13 protein-coding genes are annotated in these 17,439 nt (G+C 40.7%); 9 read left to right on the plus strand and 4 right to left on the minus strand.

Annotation, left to right across the window (positions count from 1 at the left end; translation table 11 throughout):
* Positions 1–679: 679 nt before the first annotated feature.
* From dpdE to RMZ43_RS17320, 4 genes are all read left to right on the plus strand, one after another.
* Positions 680–3,988, plus strand: coding sequence for a protein DpdE (gene dpdE, locus RMZ43_RS17305; protein ID WP_322656083.1), 3,309 nt, complete (start codon positions 680–682; stop codon positions 3,986–3,988).
* Between the two features lie 224 nt (positions 3,989–4,212).
* Positions 4,213–5,730 carry a GNAT family N-acetyltransferase gene (locus RMZ43_RS17310; RefSeq protein ID WP_322656084.1) on the plus strand — a complete coding sequence of 506 codons (1,518 nt, stop codon included), beginning with the start codon at positions 4,213–4,215 and terminating at the stop codon, positions 5,728–5,730.
* Complete coding sequence (locus RMZ43_RS17315) at positions 5,720–6,220, plus strand: DUF3850 domain-containing protein (RefSeq protein ID WP_322656085.1); 501 nt, start codon at positions 5,720–5,722, stop codon at positions 6,218–6,220. The genes RMZ43_RS17310 and RMZ43_RS17315 overlap by 11 nt, the downstream gene beginning before the upstream one ends.
* Before the next feature lie 138 nt (positions 6,221–6,358).
* Positions 6,359–6,910 carry an ATP-binding protein gene (locus tag RMZ43_RS17320; protein ID WP_322656086.1) on the plus strand — a complete coding sequence of 184 codons (552 nt, stop codon included), beginning with the start codon at positions 6,359–6,361 and terminating at the stop codon, positions 6,908–6,910.
* Between the two features lie 222 nt (positions 6,911–7,132).
* Here the strand turns inward: RMZ43_RS17320 and RMZ43_RS17325 are convergent, their stop codons facing one another.
* Entirely contained in the window at positions 7,133–8,704 is a 1,572-nt protein-coding gene (locus RMZ43_RS17325) for an adenosine deaminase (RefSeq protein ID WP_322656087.1), read from the minus strand.
* A gap of 336 nt (positions 8,705–9,040) precedes the next feature.
* On the opposite strand from RMZ43_RS17325, the gene RMZ43_RS17330 reads away from it, so the two are divergent.
* A complete protein-coding gene (locus tag RMZ43_RS17330; RefSeq protein WP_322656088.1) occupies positions 9,041–10,135 on the plus strand; it encodes a DUF4350 domain-containing protein in 1,095 nt (364 codons plus the stop codon).
* A 63-nt stretch (positions 10,136–10,198) separates the two neighbouring features.
* Positions 10,199–11,149, plus strand: a complete 951-nt coding sequence (locus RMZ43_RS17335; RefSeq protein ID WP_322656089.1) for an AAA family ATPase — start codon at positions 10,199–10,201, stop codon at positions 11,147–11,149.
* 635 nt (positions 11,150–11,784) lie between these two features.
* Here RMZ43_RS17335 and RMZ43_RS17340 read toward each other — a convergent pair.
* Positions 11,785–11,982, minus strand: a complete 198-nt coding sequence (locus RMZ43_RS17340; protein WP_322656090.1) for a fluoride efflux transporter FluC — start codon at positions 11,980–11,982, stop codon at positions 11,785–11,787.
* A 235-nt stretch (positions 11,983–12,217) separates the two neighbouring features.
* On the opposite strand from RMZ43_RS17340, the gene RMZ43_RS17345 reads away from it, so the two are divergent.
* Positions 12,218–12,697 carry a YbjN domain-containing protein gene (locus tag RMZ43_RS17345; protein ID WP_322647283.1) on the plus strand — a complete coding sequence of 160 codons (480 nt, stop codon included), beginning with the start codon at positions 12,218–12,220 and terminating at the stop codon, positions 12,695–12,697.
* Positions 12,698–12,776: 79 nt separating this feature from the next.
* Positions 12,777–13,505: a lipoate--protein ligase family protein gene (locus RMZ43_RS17350; protein WP_322647284.1), complete on the plus strand. Its 729-nt coding sequence runs from the start codon at positions 12,777–12,779 to the stop codon at positions 13,503–13,505.
* Here RMZ43_RS17350 and RMZ43_RS17355 read toward each other — a convergent pair.
* Entirely contained in the window at positions 13,502–14,110 is a 609-nt protein-coding gene (locus tag RMZ43_RS17355) for an HD domain-containing protein (protein WP_322656091.1), read from the minus strand. The two genes, RMZ43_RS17350 and RMZ43_RS17355, sit on opposite strands and share 4 nt — an antisense overlap.
* A gap of 558 nt (positions 14,111–14,668) precedes the next feature.
* Positions 14,669–16,189 carry a bifunctional phosphoribosylaminoimidazolecarboxamide formyltransferase/IMP cyclohydrolase gene (gene purH, locus RMZ43_RS17360; RefSeq protein WP_322656092.1) on the minus strand — a complete coding sequence of 507 codons (1,521 nt, stop codon included), beginning with the start codon at positions 16,187–16,189 and terminating at the stop codon, positions 14,669–14,671.
* Between the two features lie 229 nt (positions 16,190–16,418).
* On the opposite strand from purH, the gene RMZ43_RS17365 reads away from it, so the two are divergent.
* Positions 16,419–16,997 (plus strand): Uma2 family endonuclease, encoded by a 579-nt coding sequence (locus RMZ43_RS17365; RefSeq protein ID WP_322656093.1) that lies wholly within the window; start codon positions 16,419–16,421, stop codon positions 16,995–16,997.
* Positions 16,998–17,439: the final 442 nt, after the last annotated feature.

Genomic DNA, 17,439 nt, shown 5'->3' on the forward strand with positions numbered 1-17,439 from the left:
TAATTGTATCGTGGCGTTATCAAGCCAAAACGTGAATTATTTGCATAGTCAGGCAATAGGCAACAGTCAAGAAACCTGTTTGAGTTCTACTGAACTTTTTCACGCAATCAAATATGAGTTCTATATTGCAATGCAGTTCAGTTAAACATTTCTTTTTTTCTTTGCGTCCTTGGCGGTAGGCTGCGGCAAGCCGTTCGCGTAGCGTCTCGTAGAGAAGCGTCTACGTTCAAAAAAACTGACTTTGACAAAGGATTTTAGCGTTAACTGAACCGTATTGCCCTATATTGCACCACATAATTACCTAAGTAGAGTATTTCATGAATTTGTAGCGAATTTAGCAATACCTTGTAATGCAATGCCAATGCGTCCCGATGTATTTAAAAATGCTACTGCTTAGGTAAACTTTTAGAACGAAAATCAACGTTTGGGCTGATTTTACTAATTGGAGGTTGTGTAATAGTTTTCGGATAAGCCTAACAATCTTCCTTTTGGTCTGGAAAAAGGTTAAAGAGCAAGGGGGAAAGGAGAATTTAAACCCTTCCCCTTGGGCTATGGCGATCGCTATAACAAAAACTGTGATGCCAGTTTATTATCTATAATGTTGATCGACAAAACTGCCAGATGTAGGCGAACAAACTAGTCTGGAAGGTTCTTTTAGTGTGTTCAGGGGACTGGATCTATGATTAAGCTCGGTTTATTGGTACAGTCCCAGAATAACTATTTGGGTATAGGAAAAGTTACCGAAATATCTGATACCAATGCGAACGTTGAGTATTTCTGCTCGATAGGGCAACGTCTGCAAAAAACTTTACCTTTAAGTTCTCTCTCTCAAGTCAGGCTTGAACCCCAAGCTAGATGCTATATTAAGTCCCAAACGCAGGATAAATGGATAGTTGGCAGAGTTTTCATCTGGGATGATGATACAGAAATGTATCAAATTGATTTACCAGATAAGAAAACTGCGATCGCTACTGAAGAAGACATTTACGTTCGTTGTAATCTCCCAAACACTGACCCCATCGAAACTCTGGCGATGAAGGGTCACGAAACCCCCTACTTCCACGACAAAAGATTGGCTTTCGTCAAATCCTTGATTAAGCAACGCGCTGTCAGTCGCGGGATGACGGGATTGATTTCGGCAAATATCAATCTTTATCCTCACCAAGTTGAAGTTGTGCGGCGGGTACTGGAAGACCCAATTCAACGCTACTTGCTAGCAGATGAGGTGGGACTAGGAAAAACCATCGAAGCGGGGGCGATTCTGCGTCAGTTCCTTCTGGATGAACCGAAAAAAAATGCGGTGGTATTAGTTCCGCAATATTTGCTCAAACAATGGCGGCTTGAGTTAGAAAACAAGTTTTACATTTCCCATTTTGGCAAACGGGTGGCGGTGCTGGCGGTTGAAGATATTCATAAAATCAACCTGAAAGCGAAGATAGGCTGCTTAATTTTAGATGAAGCCCATCATATTGCAGCAATGGCAACCTCTAAGGATGCAGCAGTACGCGAACGTTTTCAGACTTGCAAAGAACTTGCTCATAAAAGCGATCGCTTACTTTTATTATCTGCCACTCCTGTTCTCAATCACGAGCAAGATTTTCTGGCTATGTTGCACTTGCTCGACCCGACAACCTATAAACTTGGTGATTTAGCAGGTTTTCGCGCCAAAGTTGCCAGCCGTCAGCAAATTGGTAAAGTTCTGCTTTCTTTTAAAGAAGGTGCGGAGCCTGCTATCCTCAAAAGCAATTTGCAGCAACTACGAAACCTCTTTGCTGAGGATGAGTATTTACTGAAGCTGGCGGATGATTTAGAAAATTCACCAGCAAATTCAACCGAGCAAGAGCAAATCCTGCAAGCGATTCGCGTCCATGTCAGCGATATCTATCGACTACACCGCCGAATGCTTCGCAACCGTCGCGCTGCGGTGGAAGATGTGATCTTTGACCGCAATTTTACGCCGAAAGAAGAGTATGATTTAGACGAGCGATCGCTTGATATCCACGAGCTGCTCAATCAATGGCGTAGTGTTGCTCCTGGTGAAAAGCAATATCAGCGAATTTTTCTGTTGTTATTTCTAGCTGCTGGTACTTGGTTGGGCATTTTAGAGCAGGTAATTACCGCCCGGTTAACTGGTAAACCCCATGCTAAACTCATCCACGAGTTTAAAGAAGATGATATTCGCCTATTAACTACAACCCCCAAATTTTTAGAGGAAGAAGAGATTCTGCAATCCTTACTAAAAATTGTTCGTCAACCTCAAGAGGACGGACAACGGACGGAAAGTTTGAAAACATTGCTACTGAATCAGTTAGGTACATACTTCAAAATTCCCGCAAACGTTCGGAAGAATCAAAAGGAATTCATCACCAGAATACAGCAGAGAATTAAAAGACCAATTACTGGTGATATTCTGCCCAAATTTATTGTATTTACCAGTTTTGTGCAAACTTGTGGCGAAATCGTCCGGTATTTATCTGATAGCTTTGGTGCAGAGACAGTAGCCAGCCATCAATTTGGAGAATCACCCGATAAAGTTGAGGAAGGCTTAAATAGGTTCAAGAATAACCCAAACTGCTTTATTTTAGTATGCGATCGCTCTGGAGAAGAAGGGCGTAACCTCCAGTTTGCCGATTGGTTAATTCATTTTGACCTTCCTTGGTCGCCTAATCAATTAGAACAGAGAATTGGCAGACTTGACCGCATTGGCAGCAAAATTGGCATCCAATCTAGTGCCTTGATTGGCCCCTACTTGGAAGATAGCCCTCACAATGCTTGGTATAAAGTATTGAAAGATGGGTTTGGTATATTCCAACAATCAATTGCCAGCCTCCAGTTTTATGTAGATGAAAAACTTGCAGAATTAGAAACAGTTTTGTTTCAATCAGGTGCTGCTGGACTGTTAGAGATGATTCCGCCAATTCAAGAGCAAATTGAAGCTGAAATAGCAAAAATTAGCGAACAAAATGCTCTAGATGAAATTGACGCTAACGATGAAATTGCTACCGAGTATTTTCAAGAGCTAGATAATTACGATGCTTGTCATCTAGAAATTAAGAGAGCAATTGAAGGCTGGATTTGTGATGCATTGGGATTTAGAGGACTCAATAATCCAGATTCATCAGAGATGCGACGTTATCAACCGACAACACGGACATTGGTTCCCATAAATGACTTAAAAAACCGTTTTGCTGAGAGTTTTCTAGACCAATTTGGTACTTATAATCGCAGGGTAGCAAACCAAAATCCTGGTATTAAACTCTTTCGAGTTGGGGAAGGATTTATTGAAGCACTCTGGAACTATATAAACTGGGATGACCGAGGTGAAGCCTTTGCAATGTGGCGCACTGATGCATCTTGGGACTCTAAAGAAGGAAAAGAGTGGTTCGGTTTCCAATGCAATTATGTAGTCGAGGCAAATTTAAAACTTGCCAAACAAGTTTTACTAGATAACAAACTAGATAATTCTCAATTCAAAAACTTGCAGCGACGTGTTGATGCTCTATTTCCGCCAATTATAGAAACTATCTATGTTGATGGTCGCAAGGAGCCAATACGCACTGTTGAAGATAAAGCGCTCTTAAGTATTCTGCAACGTCCATATAAAGATAAAAACAACAATCAAGGACGAGATTACAATCTAGCAAAAGAGCGCTTAGGAATTATTGACGATTTTGTTGACCCTAGTAAATGGCAAAATTTCTGCTATCAAGTGCGTAATACTTCTTCAGAATTACTCTCTAATCGTCCCGATTTTATTGACTTATGCCAAAGTTGTGCGAAAGTCGCCGAAAAGAAATTAGCCAATAGAGTCGAACAATTACGGCTGCGTCTGAATCAGCAAAGTTGGGATAATGCATTAGCTGAAGAATTGCAGATAGAAACTGCTTTAAATGCAGCCATTCTAGAGGGAATTCGTCAGCCCCAAATTAGGCTTGATTCTGTCGGTTTTATTGTTGTATCGGGGCGATCGCTTGTGCAATTTGAGTGATATGGTCTCTGGTTAGATACCAACAATACCCGCGCTAACCCCGCCTGCAAATAGGGGTTACGTGGGTTTTCATTCTCGTTATCGTTCGCGCTTGTGGTTAAATGAGCGTAAACAGTTGACAATTACAGCTAAAACTCGTGAGTTAGTTATAATAAATAGCTTAACGCCTTTGCTTATTCCTACTCAGTAAAGTAAAGCAGCATTATGTTGGTCACGCATAAGAGATGGAGATTCAAATAGTTCTTTACATTTATTCATTTCCTTCGTATCTGCGGGAACAGCCACGAGTTAAAATTGGCAGAACTTCTGGCAGTATTGATGCTGAACCTAAAGAATTAGCATTGCAGCGCATACGTGGACAGATTAGAACTTCACATGCAGAAGAACCTAAATTGTTGGGTGCAGTAAAAGTTCCGGGCGAATGGGTAGAAACAACAATTCATTCTCAATTGAAAAATCAGGGATATCATATTTCAGAAGCACCTGGAATCGAATGGTTTAGGTTTCCCAATCAAAAAGAATTACAGTATTTCCTAGATAGGATTTATCGAGCTGTAATTATTGATGATTTCTCAGAATTAGGTGGGGGACGAAAAGATATTGAAGGAGACTCATTCGATTCTATCGTTTCTGCATTTGGGGTAAGAAAGCTTAGTGGTAGCGAGTTTAGGCGTGAGATAAAATTAGTCAAAGTCCTTGATGATGAACTATCTCCGCTTTATCCAGGCTTTCCTCAATGGTTCGATAGAACAATGAGCAGTTCAGATGCTGTTTTTAACGTAGCTTATAGAGATAGACAAGCTATTGGAGTTGCTATTTGGAAGCCGAAAGGGAATGGAATAGCAAAACTATCAACTCTTTTTGTTACTGATAATTACCGACGTAGTGGTATCGGAAGAAACTTAATCTTAACTTGTTTTGAGCAATGGAAATCAGAACGAATTAGAAGAGCCTTTGTTACCACAGCCAGAGTCGAACTCGTTAAATTCTTTGAACGTTACGGGTTCTGGGTAGAAGGCATAGGGAGGGAAATATATGAACGTGAAGCTCATCAACCGGAATGGTTCTTAACAAAACTATTCTTTTATGAATCTGATAAGAGTAGTTTAGACGTAATAAATAAGGCAAAGATTCTATTTCCATCAATAATATCGACTTCTTATAATCCTACGGGTAGAGAAGAAGTTGAACAAATTCAGTATAGCGATGCAACAGTTCGGCTAAGTGCTTATAATGGTAGTTTAATTAACCAATTTTCTCTCCATTCTTGGCTCAACTTGACTTATCCAGCAGAGTCAGTTTACACTCCTCAAACAGCTTATGTTATACCAATTCGCCCTCAATTTTTAATTCAGATATTTCAAGCTGGTAAGACAGTTTACTATGGACGATGTAGTTGTAAACAAGATGACATGAGAGGATCATTAATATTGTTCTATGCCAGCCGTCCTATATCTGGTATAGTAGCGATCGCCAGAATTGTTAATCGATACATTGGAACACCCACTAAACTCTATAGTGATTTAGGTATGAAGGGTGTTCTTACCTTAGAAGAGATCGGTAGTGAGGAACAAGAACGGCACGCTGTTGAATTTGATTTCCTAATGCCGCTTAGTCAAGTAGTTCATCTAAATGACTTACTCAGCAATGGTGTTCTCAATGGCCCACCGCAAACAATGCACAGCCTTCGCATAGAACGTTATAAACTAGCTGTTGAACTTGGAGGTTTTTATGCAGGTTAAATACATTAAAGCTCTAAGCATCAAACGAATGTATGCTGAACGCATTATTGATGGGACTAAAAAAATCGAGTTGCGAAAGCGTTCAATTGGGATGGAATTAGGTGATCTAATTCTTTTGTATGAAACGACACCTGATTCTATTATAAGGGGAGGTTTTATTGCTGATAAAACTATATCCTTACCTGTTTCTAAGATGTGGAGTAAGTATCACCACATTCTGGGAGTAGACAAAGAGTTTTATGATATGTATTTTGAAAACTGTGAATTTGCATACGGCACTTTTATATATGAAAGCTTTCTTTTTCCTTCAATTTCTCTGAAACAAATACACGAAAATTGCCCTAATTTTACTCCACCACAAGCCACAATCAACTGGCGTCAGGATTGGTACATTAAGCCTGAATGGATTGATGCAGTTAACAAGGGAAGAAATCAGTTAATGCAGGAAGGCAGGCTAAGTGAACAGTTGAGTTTATTTGCATTGCAGTAAATAAATTTGATTAATTTTACTCGAATTTCAGCGCCAAATAAAATGATCGTGTGGTCAGGTATGTAGAGTTGACGGGTCAATAAATTGTTGTGTATATTGAGAATTCATCATGTATGTTGTTTTTTATAAATAAACAATATGGTAAAACGGAAAATAATTTTCGTTGGTGGAGTGCATGGTGTTGGTAAAACAACGCTTTGTAAAAATATAGAATCAAGATTTAACATCGAACATTTTTCATCGAGCAATCTGATTGCCAGAGAAAAGACGGAGGAACATCTTCGTAACAAACGAGTTGAGAATATTGCAGGCAATCAAGACATTCTAGTAGAAGCGATAAACAAGTATTTAAATAATGAAAAAACGTATTTAATTGATGGGCATTTTTGTCTCTTAAACAAGGATAATAAAATCACTGAAATTCCATACTCAACATTTGAAGGCATTTGCCCTAGTGCTATTATTGTTTTAGTTGACGAACCTGAAAATATTTATACTCGCTTAAGCTCAAGAGACGGTGTTAAACATGATCTAGCTCTGCTGCGATCTTTTCAAGAACAAGAAATTTATAACGCTGAGTACATCAGGGATAAATTAAACATTCCCTATCTAATGTGTAATGCTGCTAAGAGCGAGGACAAAATATATACTTTCATTGAAGGTTTAATAGCTCAAGCAGTATCGGAATGAGAATTTTCTCAGTCTTAATATAATGAAACGTTCAAATCGCCTTGCTTGGATAGGAGTGATCGCTTGTGCAATTTGAGTGATATTATCTACGGTTAAATAGCTTTAGTCATTGTAACAACCCCACCCTATCTTAGGGGTGGGGTTTTTTAGCAACACATCCTTGGGTAAAGACGCGATGAATCGGGATATAATCGATTGCTTTACATTTTTGCTGAAAGTCAATCAAAGCCAGTTCTGCAATGACTCAAACCGAGCAAATTCCGACTCTAGCTGCCATTGAATCCGGGCGCGATCGCTCTTTTGCAAAAAAGCACTGCACCCTTGAGAAACAGAGGTTTCACCAGGGGTATCGCTTGCACAAGCTGAAACCATTGCCTTAAACTCAGGCGACTTCCAGAGACTATCTCCCGGAGCGAAACTATATTCTAAGCCATTGCGAGCTAGTCGCTTGAGGTCTTTATATCCCAGCTCATATCTTGTTGCTGCTAACAAATACTCATGACTCAAATCGATACGAGAAATGCCTTCATCATCAGAAGCAAGGGTCATTGGTACTCCAGCCTTCCAATACTCCCTAAAAGGATGCTGATCTCCCTGGACATTCAAAATGACCTCATTACTGGTCAGGCAGATTTCGACCAAAACGCCGCGTCGCCGCATTTGCTCCATCAACTCGAAGGGACGCTCTTCAAAAAGTATATCTACGCCATGTCCGATGCGAGATGCCTGCGCCACTTCTACAGCTTGCCGAATATGGAAACGTAAAGCCTCTGTCGGAACCAAACCCAGAGTTAACTCTCCGGCATGGAGCGCGACCTTGACATTGGGATATTGGCGTTTTAAAAATTGCAGCATTTGCATTTGCAGGGTGTAGTCGCGCAGTGCAATCGGGTTGTCTTCTGGAGCGACGAGATTGATGCCAACTACCCGCTTTTGAGATGAAGCTAGTGCAAAGGCATAAGCTAACTGAGCAAACACTTCAACGGGCGACTTTGTTCTTGTCGTTTGCTGCAAATAGCGCACCGTCACTGCACATCCAGGCTGTGCCAATGGAGTGCCGCAACCGAGTGTTTTCGAGACTTCGCGCTCCAACTGTGCTAATTGCTCGCTGCCGAGTGTCACTCGCTCGGTTAATCCTCGTTTGAGCAATTGACGGTACATCTCTTGCAAATCTTTATTCCAACCAACTTCACGCCCTAGCTGTCGAACCTCACTGCCCTGAACGGTAAGCATTAACTCTAAATAGGTAATATGCTGCGATGCTGCCCGATTTGCTACTTCCGCAACCATATCATCCCGACGGCTTGTAGAGTCTGATATTGTCCCAAAACCACTAAAAGCCTCAAAAAATTGGTCGTGTCCTGATTTTCCAGCAAATCGGAGGTTACGAGTAGACCAACGATTTATTAGGGAATCATAAACAGATGTTCGGTTTAACAATTCTGAGGCGGGAAAATAGCTACTGTCCTGACCGCAAGCCTTAGGTTCAACTAAAGTCCCCGCCTGTGGATTTACACAATAGCCATCGGTAGCAGCCCACTCTAGATAGTGTTCTGCATATACAGCCCCGCTTAGATGGCTGTGGATATCTCCTCCCTTCGGCATTCGCTGTACAAATGCTCGTAAAGCGGCTGGCTGGGCGCGATGGGCTTCAAACCAACTAGCAGTTTCAGCTTCACTCCGAGTTGAGGACTGCTGCAAATTAGATGGGACTTGGGCTACTACACTGAAGATAAAACAGCTAGAACTCGTTAGTACTCCTAAAAACAAAGATAACCGCGCTCGTCTATGCATATAGATTTATTTTTTTGTAAAACATGACCAGAATTATCTGAGTTCTCATGCTGTTCAAAACCATCAACTATCAATCTTTATAAGCTAGATAAACTATAGCCTAAGATAGATACGTATTAATAAATTTTCTTATCCGCTCAATAAATTAGGGCAACCTACCAGTTTGGTGCGATCGCATATACTCTAATGTGCATAATTAAAATAACTTGTATGGTTTTTTACCACAGGTGTTTTAATCAGGATTTAAGAAAATTAATAATATTTTTGACTTTCCCTGAAAAATAAGTAAGTATTAACACTACTGATCCTGAAACACAGTGATTATAGTGATCGAAGATGAAACGTTCAAATCGCCTTGCTTGGATGGGAGCGATCGCACTCGCTGCGATCGTTTTACTTAGTTTATTTGCGGCTCCCAATAATACTAAAATTAGCACTGGCTCTACTTATAACCGTGCCTCCGATGGCTATGGTGCTTGGTATGCTTTTATGCAACAACAGGGAACTTCTATCAAACGCTGGCAAAAGCCTTTTAGTGACATTCAGCCAGATAACAACCCTATTACCTTTCTACAAATAGGCGGCGATCCAAAGCAGACAACGCTGGATAGTCAAAAGCGTGAATGGGTAGAAAAAGGAAATACTTTGGTAATTTTAGGTGCGGGAGCGCGGGTTACAGAAGCGCAGTTTAGCACTATGCAAAAATCCCCCCAAGGCAATATTAAAATTGATACACGTAGACGATATAAAAAAGCTAACTCTAAGCAAGTTGATTTAGGCGATCGCTTTGGTGCTGTTGTCTGGGAAGAAAGTTACAAGCAGGGAAAAGTAATTTTTTCTACCACTCCTTATTTAGCCGCCAACGCCTACCAAGATTATTTAAGTAATTTCAAGTATTTAGCTAATTTGGTTATTCAAAAAGGTAACACAGTATTTGTTGATGAATACATCCACGGCTATAAAGATGCCGATGTCAGAAAGAAAGAAAGCGAAGCAGATTTATCTAGTTTCTTTGCTAAAACTCCTGTATTTCCAATAGTGGTACAAGCAAGTATCCTGCTATTAGTATTAATTTGGGCGCAGAATCGCCGCTTTGGCAAGCCAGTAGCTTTAGATACACCAGTTTTAGACAACAGCGAGGCATACATCCAAGCTTTAGCAGGAGTCTTGCAGAAAGCTGATACCACCGACTTTGTTGTAGAGATGGTAGGTAAACAAGAACAACTACAACTCCAAAAAGCCTTGGGATTAGGGCAAATACCTTTAGAACGTGAAGCCTTGATCAATTTCTGGATAGAAAAAACAGGCGCAAGTGCAACAGAACTAGATGCAGTTTTAAAGCTACAATCTCGCAAACAAGCTATCAGTGAACGAGAACTGTTAAGCTGGTTGGGGAAATGGCGGAACATTAAATTAATTCGTAATTCGTAATTCGTAATTAATTTTTGGAATTATGCATAATATTTCTGCGTTAGTTATTTATCAATAAAAAATATGAGCGAAACCCATCCTATCTTAATTCGCCTCGGTCAAGGTCTTAATCAAGTAATTGTCGGACAATCGAGCCTAATACAACAGCTTTTAGTAGGACTGCTAGCGGGTGGACATGTAATTTTAGAAGGAGTACCGGGGACTGGTAAAACTCTGCTAGTAAAAGTATTAGCGCAGTTAATCCAAGGAGAGTTTCGTCGGATTCAACTAACACCAGATGTCTTACCTTCAGATATTACTGGTACAAATATTTTTGATTTGAATAGCCGCAATTTTACTTTAAAAAAAGGGCCAATATTTACCGAAGTGCTGCTAGCAGACGAAATCAACCGTACTCCTCCCAAGACACAAGCAGCGCTATTAGAAGCGATGGAAGAGATGCAGGTAACATTGGATGGTGAAAGTTTACCCTTACCAGATTTATTTTGGGTGATTGCAACCCAAAATCCTTTAGAATTTGAGGGGACTTATCCCTTACCAGAGGCGCAGTTAGACAGATTTTTATTTAAGCTGATAGTAGATTACCCAGATCAAGCTGCCGAAAAGCAAATGTTACTGAATCGTCAAGCGGGTTTTGCAGCACGGCGTTTGGATATTAGCCGTTTGAAACCAATCGCAACAGTAGCCGACATTTTGCAAGCACGACAAGCAGTCAAAGAGGTTAAAGTATCAGAAGCGATCGTTGATTATTTGTTGGCGTTGGTGAGAACATCGCGTCAATATCCTGATTTAACTTTGGGTGCATCGCCTCGTGCTGCCGGTGCTTGGTTGCAGACATCTCAAGCATTGGCGTGGTTAGCTGGAAGAGATTTTGTAACACCAGATGATGTTAAAGCAGTTGCATCGCCACTGCTACGTCATCGTCTCATTTTGAAACCAGAAGCGATGCTGGATGGTTTACAAATGGATGCGGTAATTGCGTCGGTAATTAATCAAGTACCAGTTCCCAGGTAAAAGTAACGCCTGAAAGGAGGGAGGCGACTTAAGTTTCCTCTCTTTAATTAGAAATTATGAATTAATAATTATTTAACCTTTAAACGCTTCTTATTGCTAAGAATACGCCGATTTGGATGCAAATCATTCCGGCGATCGCACTGCCAACCCAATAAATTAATAGCATCGTGATACCTCATTTTTATAAAAAACCTTTTGATTCCAAACCATAGGTAGAAAAAGTACTATATGCGCCACAGAAACCTGTTGTCGTCATCAAGCGAAGTTCAGTTGAGATAATGCGAATATTCTTGACCACTAGAGTCAAAATATAATACCAATTTGAAAAAAGAATGCAACAAATAAACTATTTGTAGAGACGCGATTCATCGTGTCTTTAACCAAGAATGTGTTGCAATCATCAATTGAAATAGTATAAGCAATCAATAGACAGCCAGACACGTTAATTAAGAATGTGCGGAAAAGCCAATACGAAAAGCTTGGCGATCGCTACTCCAACAATCACTGCTCCCAAAGCTAAAATTGCACTCCCAGCCCAATAAAAAGCTGTGGCAACGGTTCGTTTGCTACGCCATAAAGTTAAAGTATCAAACCCATAGGTTGAAAAAGTGGTGTAATAACCTAAAAATCAAGTTCTAATAAGTAAATCCAATTCCTTGGGAAATCGTGAAAAAGAAGCCCATCGCTAAACATCCAATCAAATTAATAGCAAATGTTGCGTAGGGAAATTTTGTCCCCAATTTAGCTTTTGTCCATTCTGTAATATGAAACCGAGATAACGCCCCAGGAACCGCACCTGCCGCGATTGCTAAAACATTAGTTATGTCTGACATTAGTTACTATTTATCCTATGCTAAGGTTTGTTTATTATAAAAATAAAAATAGTGTGTCACAGTTACCTGAAACACACTGAAAATAGGCTTTTGGATCGCAACTTCACGATCGTGATCGCACCCCTACACTTTAGGCTTTTGGAAAGTAGACCAAAAGGAGGCTAAAACTAACTACCTCCACAAGTTATAAAGTATGTGTAGATAAGACAGCAAGTATGTTGAGGAAAAAATCTCTATGACAAGCTACCAAGAAACCGTACCTAGTAACGAATCCATTAATGAGCTAATTGCCGAGACGGCAAGCATTAACCATCTGGAGGTAATTGAGAATGTCATCGATTCTTTGGAACAAGATGACAGTGCGATGGTTAAGCGCACTCCAGAGGGTGGTCATCTCTGGAAGTTTAAGTACGGAAGTGTGGAAGTATTTGTCCAACTCAACGGGACAACCGATGAAGACACCATAACGGTTTGGTCTGCGGTGCTAAATTTACCTGCAAAGGATGAACCTAAGTTAATGCGGTATCTTTTAGAGTTAAACTGCTCTAGTACATTTGAAGCGCGTTTCGGTATTATTGAAAACCAGGTGGTTGTAATATCAACACGCACCTTAGCTGAGTTATCTCCAGGCGAAGTATCTCGACTCATTACCATTGTGGCAACGATCGCTGATAATAACGATGAAGCTTTACAATCTGAATTTGGTGCAACTTAAGGAATTTTGGATTTTAGGTCGCACCTTTGGTGTGCTTTCAGCGCAACTTGGATTTTAGATGGGGTAACTGTTGCATCGGATGCATACTAATCAGGTTTGGCGACTAATTCCTTTGCTAGAGGCAGACGGCAATGTGCAGATGGCGATTGACCGATGGTTGCTAGAACAGCACTATTCGGGAAAGCACCCGCCAACTCTGCGCTTTTATACCTGGTCGCCACCTGCCATTTCTCTCGGCTATCATCAACGCCAATATCCTGAATATTGGCAACATTTAACTTGGCAAGGGCAAAAACTGGATTTAGTGCGGCGTCCCACTGGTGGACGAGCGGTGTTACACCAAGGTGATTTAACTTACGCTGTAGTCACATCTGGATTTACAGGTAGTCGCCTCCAAGTGTACGAAAAAATTTGTGAGTTTTTGATTCAAGGATGGCGATCGCTCAACGTAGAATTACATTACGGTACAGAAGGGCGAGGTTACATCCATAACCCTAATTGTTTTGGTACTGCTACCAGTGCAGATTTAGTTTTGCCAGATAGTACCAAACTCATTGGTAGCGCTCAACTGCGGCGTGGTGCGGTAATTTTGCAACATGGTTCTATCCGTTTGCAACCCGATGCTGAACTGTTTGCTCAAGTATTTGGCGCAGAATCTTTTACAACTGTACAACTGCCTCAAAGTCTGAGTGTGGAAAATATTATTGCAGCTTTAGTTGCCGCAGCTAGCGATTGTTTTGATATGCAAATAGAGTTGAAACCCCTCTCGCAATCTGAGTGGGAAGCAATTTTGGCGCATCAGCCCTAAATCTTGAGAGTAGAAGTTTCTTTAAGATATCCTGCTGTCACACAATCATCAATCAGTTGTAAAACAAACGGCCACAGTTCTGGCGCACCTGTTTCTACTGGCGCTACTCGTTTCATCACCTGATCGCGCCTAATGCCATGAATGCGCCAACTGCCGCCCTGAGTTTTTTGATTGTGCAGCAAAGGCTGTATACGGTCTAGGGCTGCGGCAAACTTGGCAGTAGTTGTTTCTCCCGCTTCAAACTCATCCCAGAGTAAACGCAACTCCTTACCTTGATCTGCTGGCAAAAGTCCAAATAAGCGTAACGCTGCTTGTGCTTCTCGTTCTGCCTTGCTGTCATTACCCTGCACATCGTAGCAGAAGGTATCACCTGCATCAATTTCTACCAAATCGTGAATTAGCAGCATTTTGATGGCATGGAATATATCAACACCCTCCGGGGCATATTCTGCTAATACACTTGTCATCACCGCTAAATGCCAAGAATGTTCTGCACTATTTTCTCGGCGTGATCCATCAGTGAGTAGGGTTTGGCGCATCACCTGTTTCAATTGGTCAATCTCGATGATGAACTGAATTTGTTGAGTCAGCCGACTATTTTGCACCTAGATTTCTTATTGGGGTGGGGTTGATTAGATTTTGGACTGTAGGTGATTATCTCAATAATTCTGGCGAATCTGCAAGGACTTTTTTTTGCATACCAATTAAAAAGCGCCTGGGAGTGTTGCCGTGTTTCCACCCCAAACGCTTTTTATTTTTAACTTGCTCCTCACACAATTAGATAATATCACTGTTTCTATCAAAAGGCGAGTATATTGAGTGACACTTTCAAAACTGCACCTACAATCCAATTTTTATATTTGTATATATAAATTAAAAAATGCCTGGGAGTGTTGCCGTGTTTCCACCCCAGGCATTTTTTATTCTTAACTTGCTCCTCACACACAAATAAACATTATCACTACTTCTATCAAATGGCAAGTATATTGAGTGAAATTTTTTGACAAATTAAAAAGCGCTTGGGAGTGTTGCCGTGTTTCCACCCCAGGCGCTTTTTACTTTTAACTTGCTCCTCACACACGACTAAAACATATCATTAATTCAATCAGAAAGCAAGCATCTTATGTGACACTTTCTAAAGTGTACATTTTACTGTGACTGTTTTAGTGTAAAAAGTGACGTATACCAGTTAATACCATCACTAAACCCAGTTCGTTAGCAGCTTTGATTGAATCTTTATCGCGTACACTTCCCCCTGGTTGGACAATGGCTGTAATTCCTGCTGCTGCGGCTGTTTTCACAGAATCATCGAAGGGGAAAAATCCATCGCTGGCGAGAATTGCACCTTTGGCTTTTTCTCCAGCTTGTTCTAGGGCAATTTTAACCGAGCCGACGCGGTTCATTTGACCAGCACCTACTCCTAGTGTAGTGCGATCGCTTGTTACAACAATGGCATTAGATTTAACGTGTTTGCAAACTTTCCAAGCAAACAGTAATTCGGCTAATTCGCTGTCGGTGGGTTGACGTTCGGTAACTATTTGCCATTGACTGGTGTCAGCAATAATGTCATCGCTAGCTTGGACAAGAAAACCACCTGCGATCGCTTTCACTGTATCCTTAGGGCCACTGCTCAAATCAGCTAGAGTCAAAACCCGCACGTTAGATTTCTTAGCCAAGATTTCTTGAGCTTCTGCATCACAACTTGGTGCAACCACACACTCTAAAAATGTTTTGGTTAACTCGCTGGCTGTAGCCGCATCTATAGGACGGTTGAGTGCGACAATACCACCAAAAGCAGAAGTAGAATCAGCATTAAAAGCTTTTTGGTAAGCTTCTGAAATATTGCTTCCCAATGCCGTACCACAGGGATTTGTATGTTTAATTATCGTTGCAGCTGGAGTATCAGTGAACTCAGCAATAATTCGGCGTGCGGCTTCTAAATCCACTAAGTTATTGTAACTAAGTTCTTTGCCTTGCAGTTTTGTTGCAGATGTCCATCCTGTTGGAGTAGTACCAGGTTGATACCAGGTGGCGGGTTGATGAGGGTTTTCACCGTAACGCAGAGATTGCAATTGTGTGCCGCTAAGAGTATATTGCTGTGCTTCTGAGAGGTAAGATGCTATCGCGCGATCGTAACTAGCAGTGTGCGAAAATCCTTTTAATGCCGCCTTTTGCCGAAACTCTAGGGATGCTTCGCCGTTATTTTGCCGCAATTCCTGTAAATACTCGCCATACTGTGCTGGATCGCATAATACAGCCAGATGAGCGAAGTTTTTCGATGATGCCCGCAGCATAGCAGGCCCGCCGATATCAATTTGTTCTACAGCTTCTAATAATGTCACCCCTGGTTTAGCGATGGTTTCCTCAAAAGGATATAGATTCACCACCACTAAATCAATCGGGCGAATTTGGTTATTTTCTAAATCTGTAATATCTTGGGGAACATCTCGCCGCGCCAAAATTCCGCCATGAATTCGGGGATGTAGCGTTTTAACTCGACCACCTAAAATTTCTGGTGAACCTGTATAATCTGCAACTTTGGTGACAGGGAGTCCCGCATCTTTGAGTGCTTGGGCTGTTCCCCCACTGCTGATTAAATCAAAGTCGAATTCTTCAACCAAGCTACGGGCTAGGTCAATTAAACCAGTTTTGTTAGATACACTCAGCAGGGCTAGACGCGCCATTGATCGATTCCTTAAAAGTAGGCTGTGAAGCAAAGGATCTCAAGTTTTGCATAAGCCTTGGTTCACTTCAAGACCATGAGGAATAATATTGACTTGTGTAATTTATATGGTTACATCCCTCAGAGTCAGAACTGTCGAAAATGCTGGAAATAAGGAATAAGTAGGCTTAGTCTCTAATATTTGCGATCGCCTAAACTAAAAGTAAGCATCTTTTACCCACATAACACCTATGGTTCAGTCTTCTAATCAACGCCTCACCCTAGAAGAATTTCTTGCACTTCCCGAAGGAGATATTACATACGAGTTTGTTAACGGTGAAGCTGTACCCAAATATAAAGATAATGAGATGTCACCAAAATTTTTTCATGGCTCGACTACTGGTGCTTTATTTATACTACTGTCTACATGGGCACAAGCAAAAGGTCGGGTTGTGATTGAATGGGCAATTAAACTAACACGAAATCAACAAGATTGGATGCCTGTGGCCGATCTGATCTATATTTCTTATAACCGTCTTCCTGCTGATTGGCTATTAGACGAAGCTTGTCCTGTCGCACCTGAATTAATCATCGAAATCATTTCACCTGGTCAAACTTTTGGTGAAATTGCCGAAAAATCGACTGATTATCTGAAAGCTGATGTTTCTCGTGTTTGGGTGGTTGATACAAAAGCTAGAACTGTAACTGTATTTGCGCCATCTTCCTTACCGATTACTTATCGATCTCATCAAATAATTACTGATGATTTGCTACCAGAATTGGAAATTACCCCGCATGCAATCTTTCAACAGGCTGGATTAAATTCATAAATTTTTATTAAGAATCAGAAGAATCTAAATTAGTTAGTAAGGAAAAAACAATTTATAATCTGAATTTAATGGCACTAACAAAAGCATAAAAACTTAATTTTTAATAGATAAACTTGGTAAATATTTCTTAGTGAAATAGCATTTTTATTTATTGTATATTAAGTTAGTTATTATTTAAAAACTTTTCTTATCTATTTTAAGAGGATGCCTGAAAAGTTTTAGATAGGTAATTTTAATTACGCAAGTTGCTTCAACATCAAAGGAATCATAGCTACCTATTCAACCGAGGATCGCCCACAATCTAGTTTCTGCATTTATTTTCTAGTATCGGATGGAAGAGTTAGCAATATTAACTGGACTGAACGCGCTCATCAGCATTTGATAAATCCCGAACAAAAGTCTCATATTCATGACTGCTTAGTGCGCTAGGACGTTCTCTAAC

It is taken from the genome of Nostoc sp. CmiVER01 (genome assembly GCF_034531135.2).
Lineage (GTDB): Bacteria > Cyanobacteriota > Cyanobacteriia > Cyanobacteriales > Nostocaceae > Nostoc.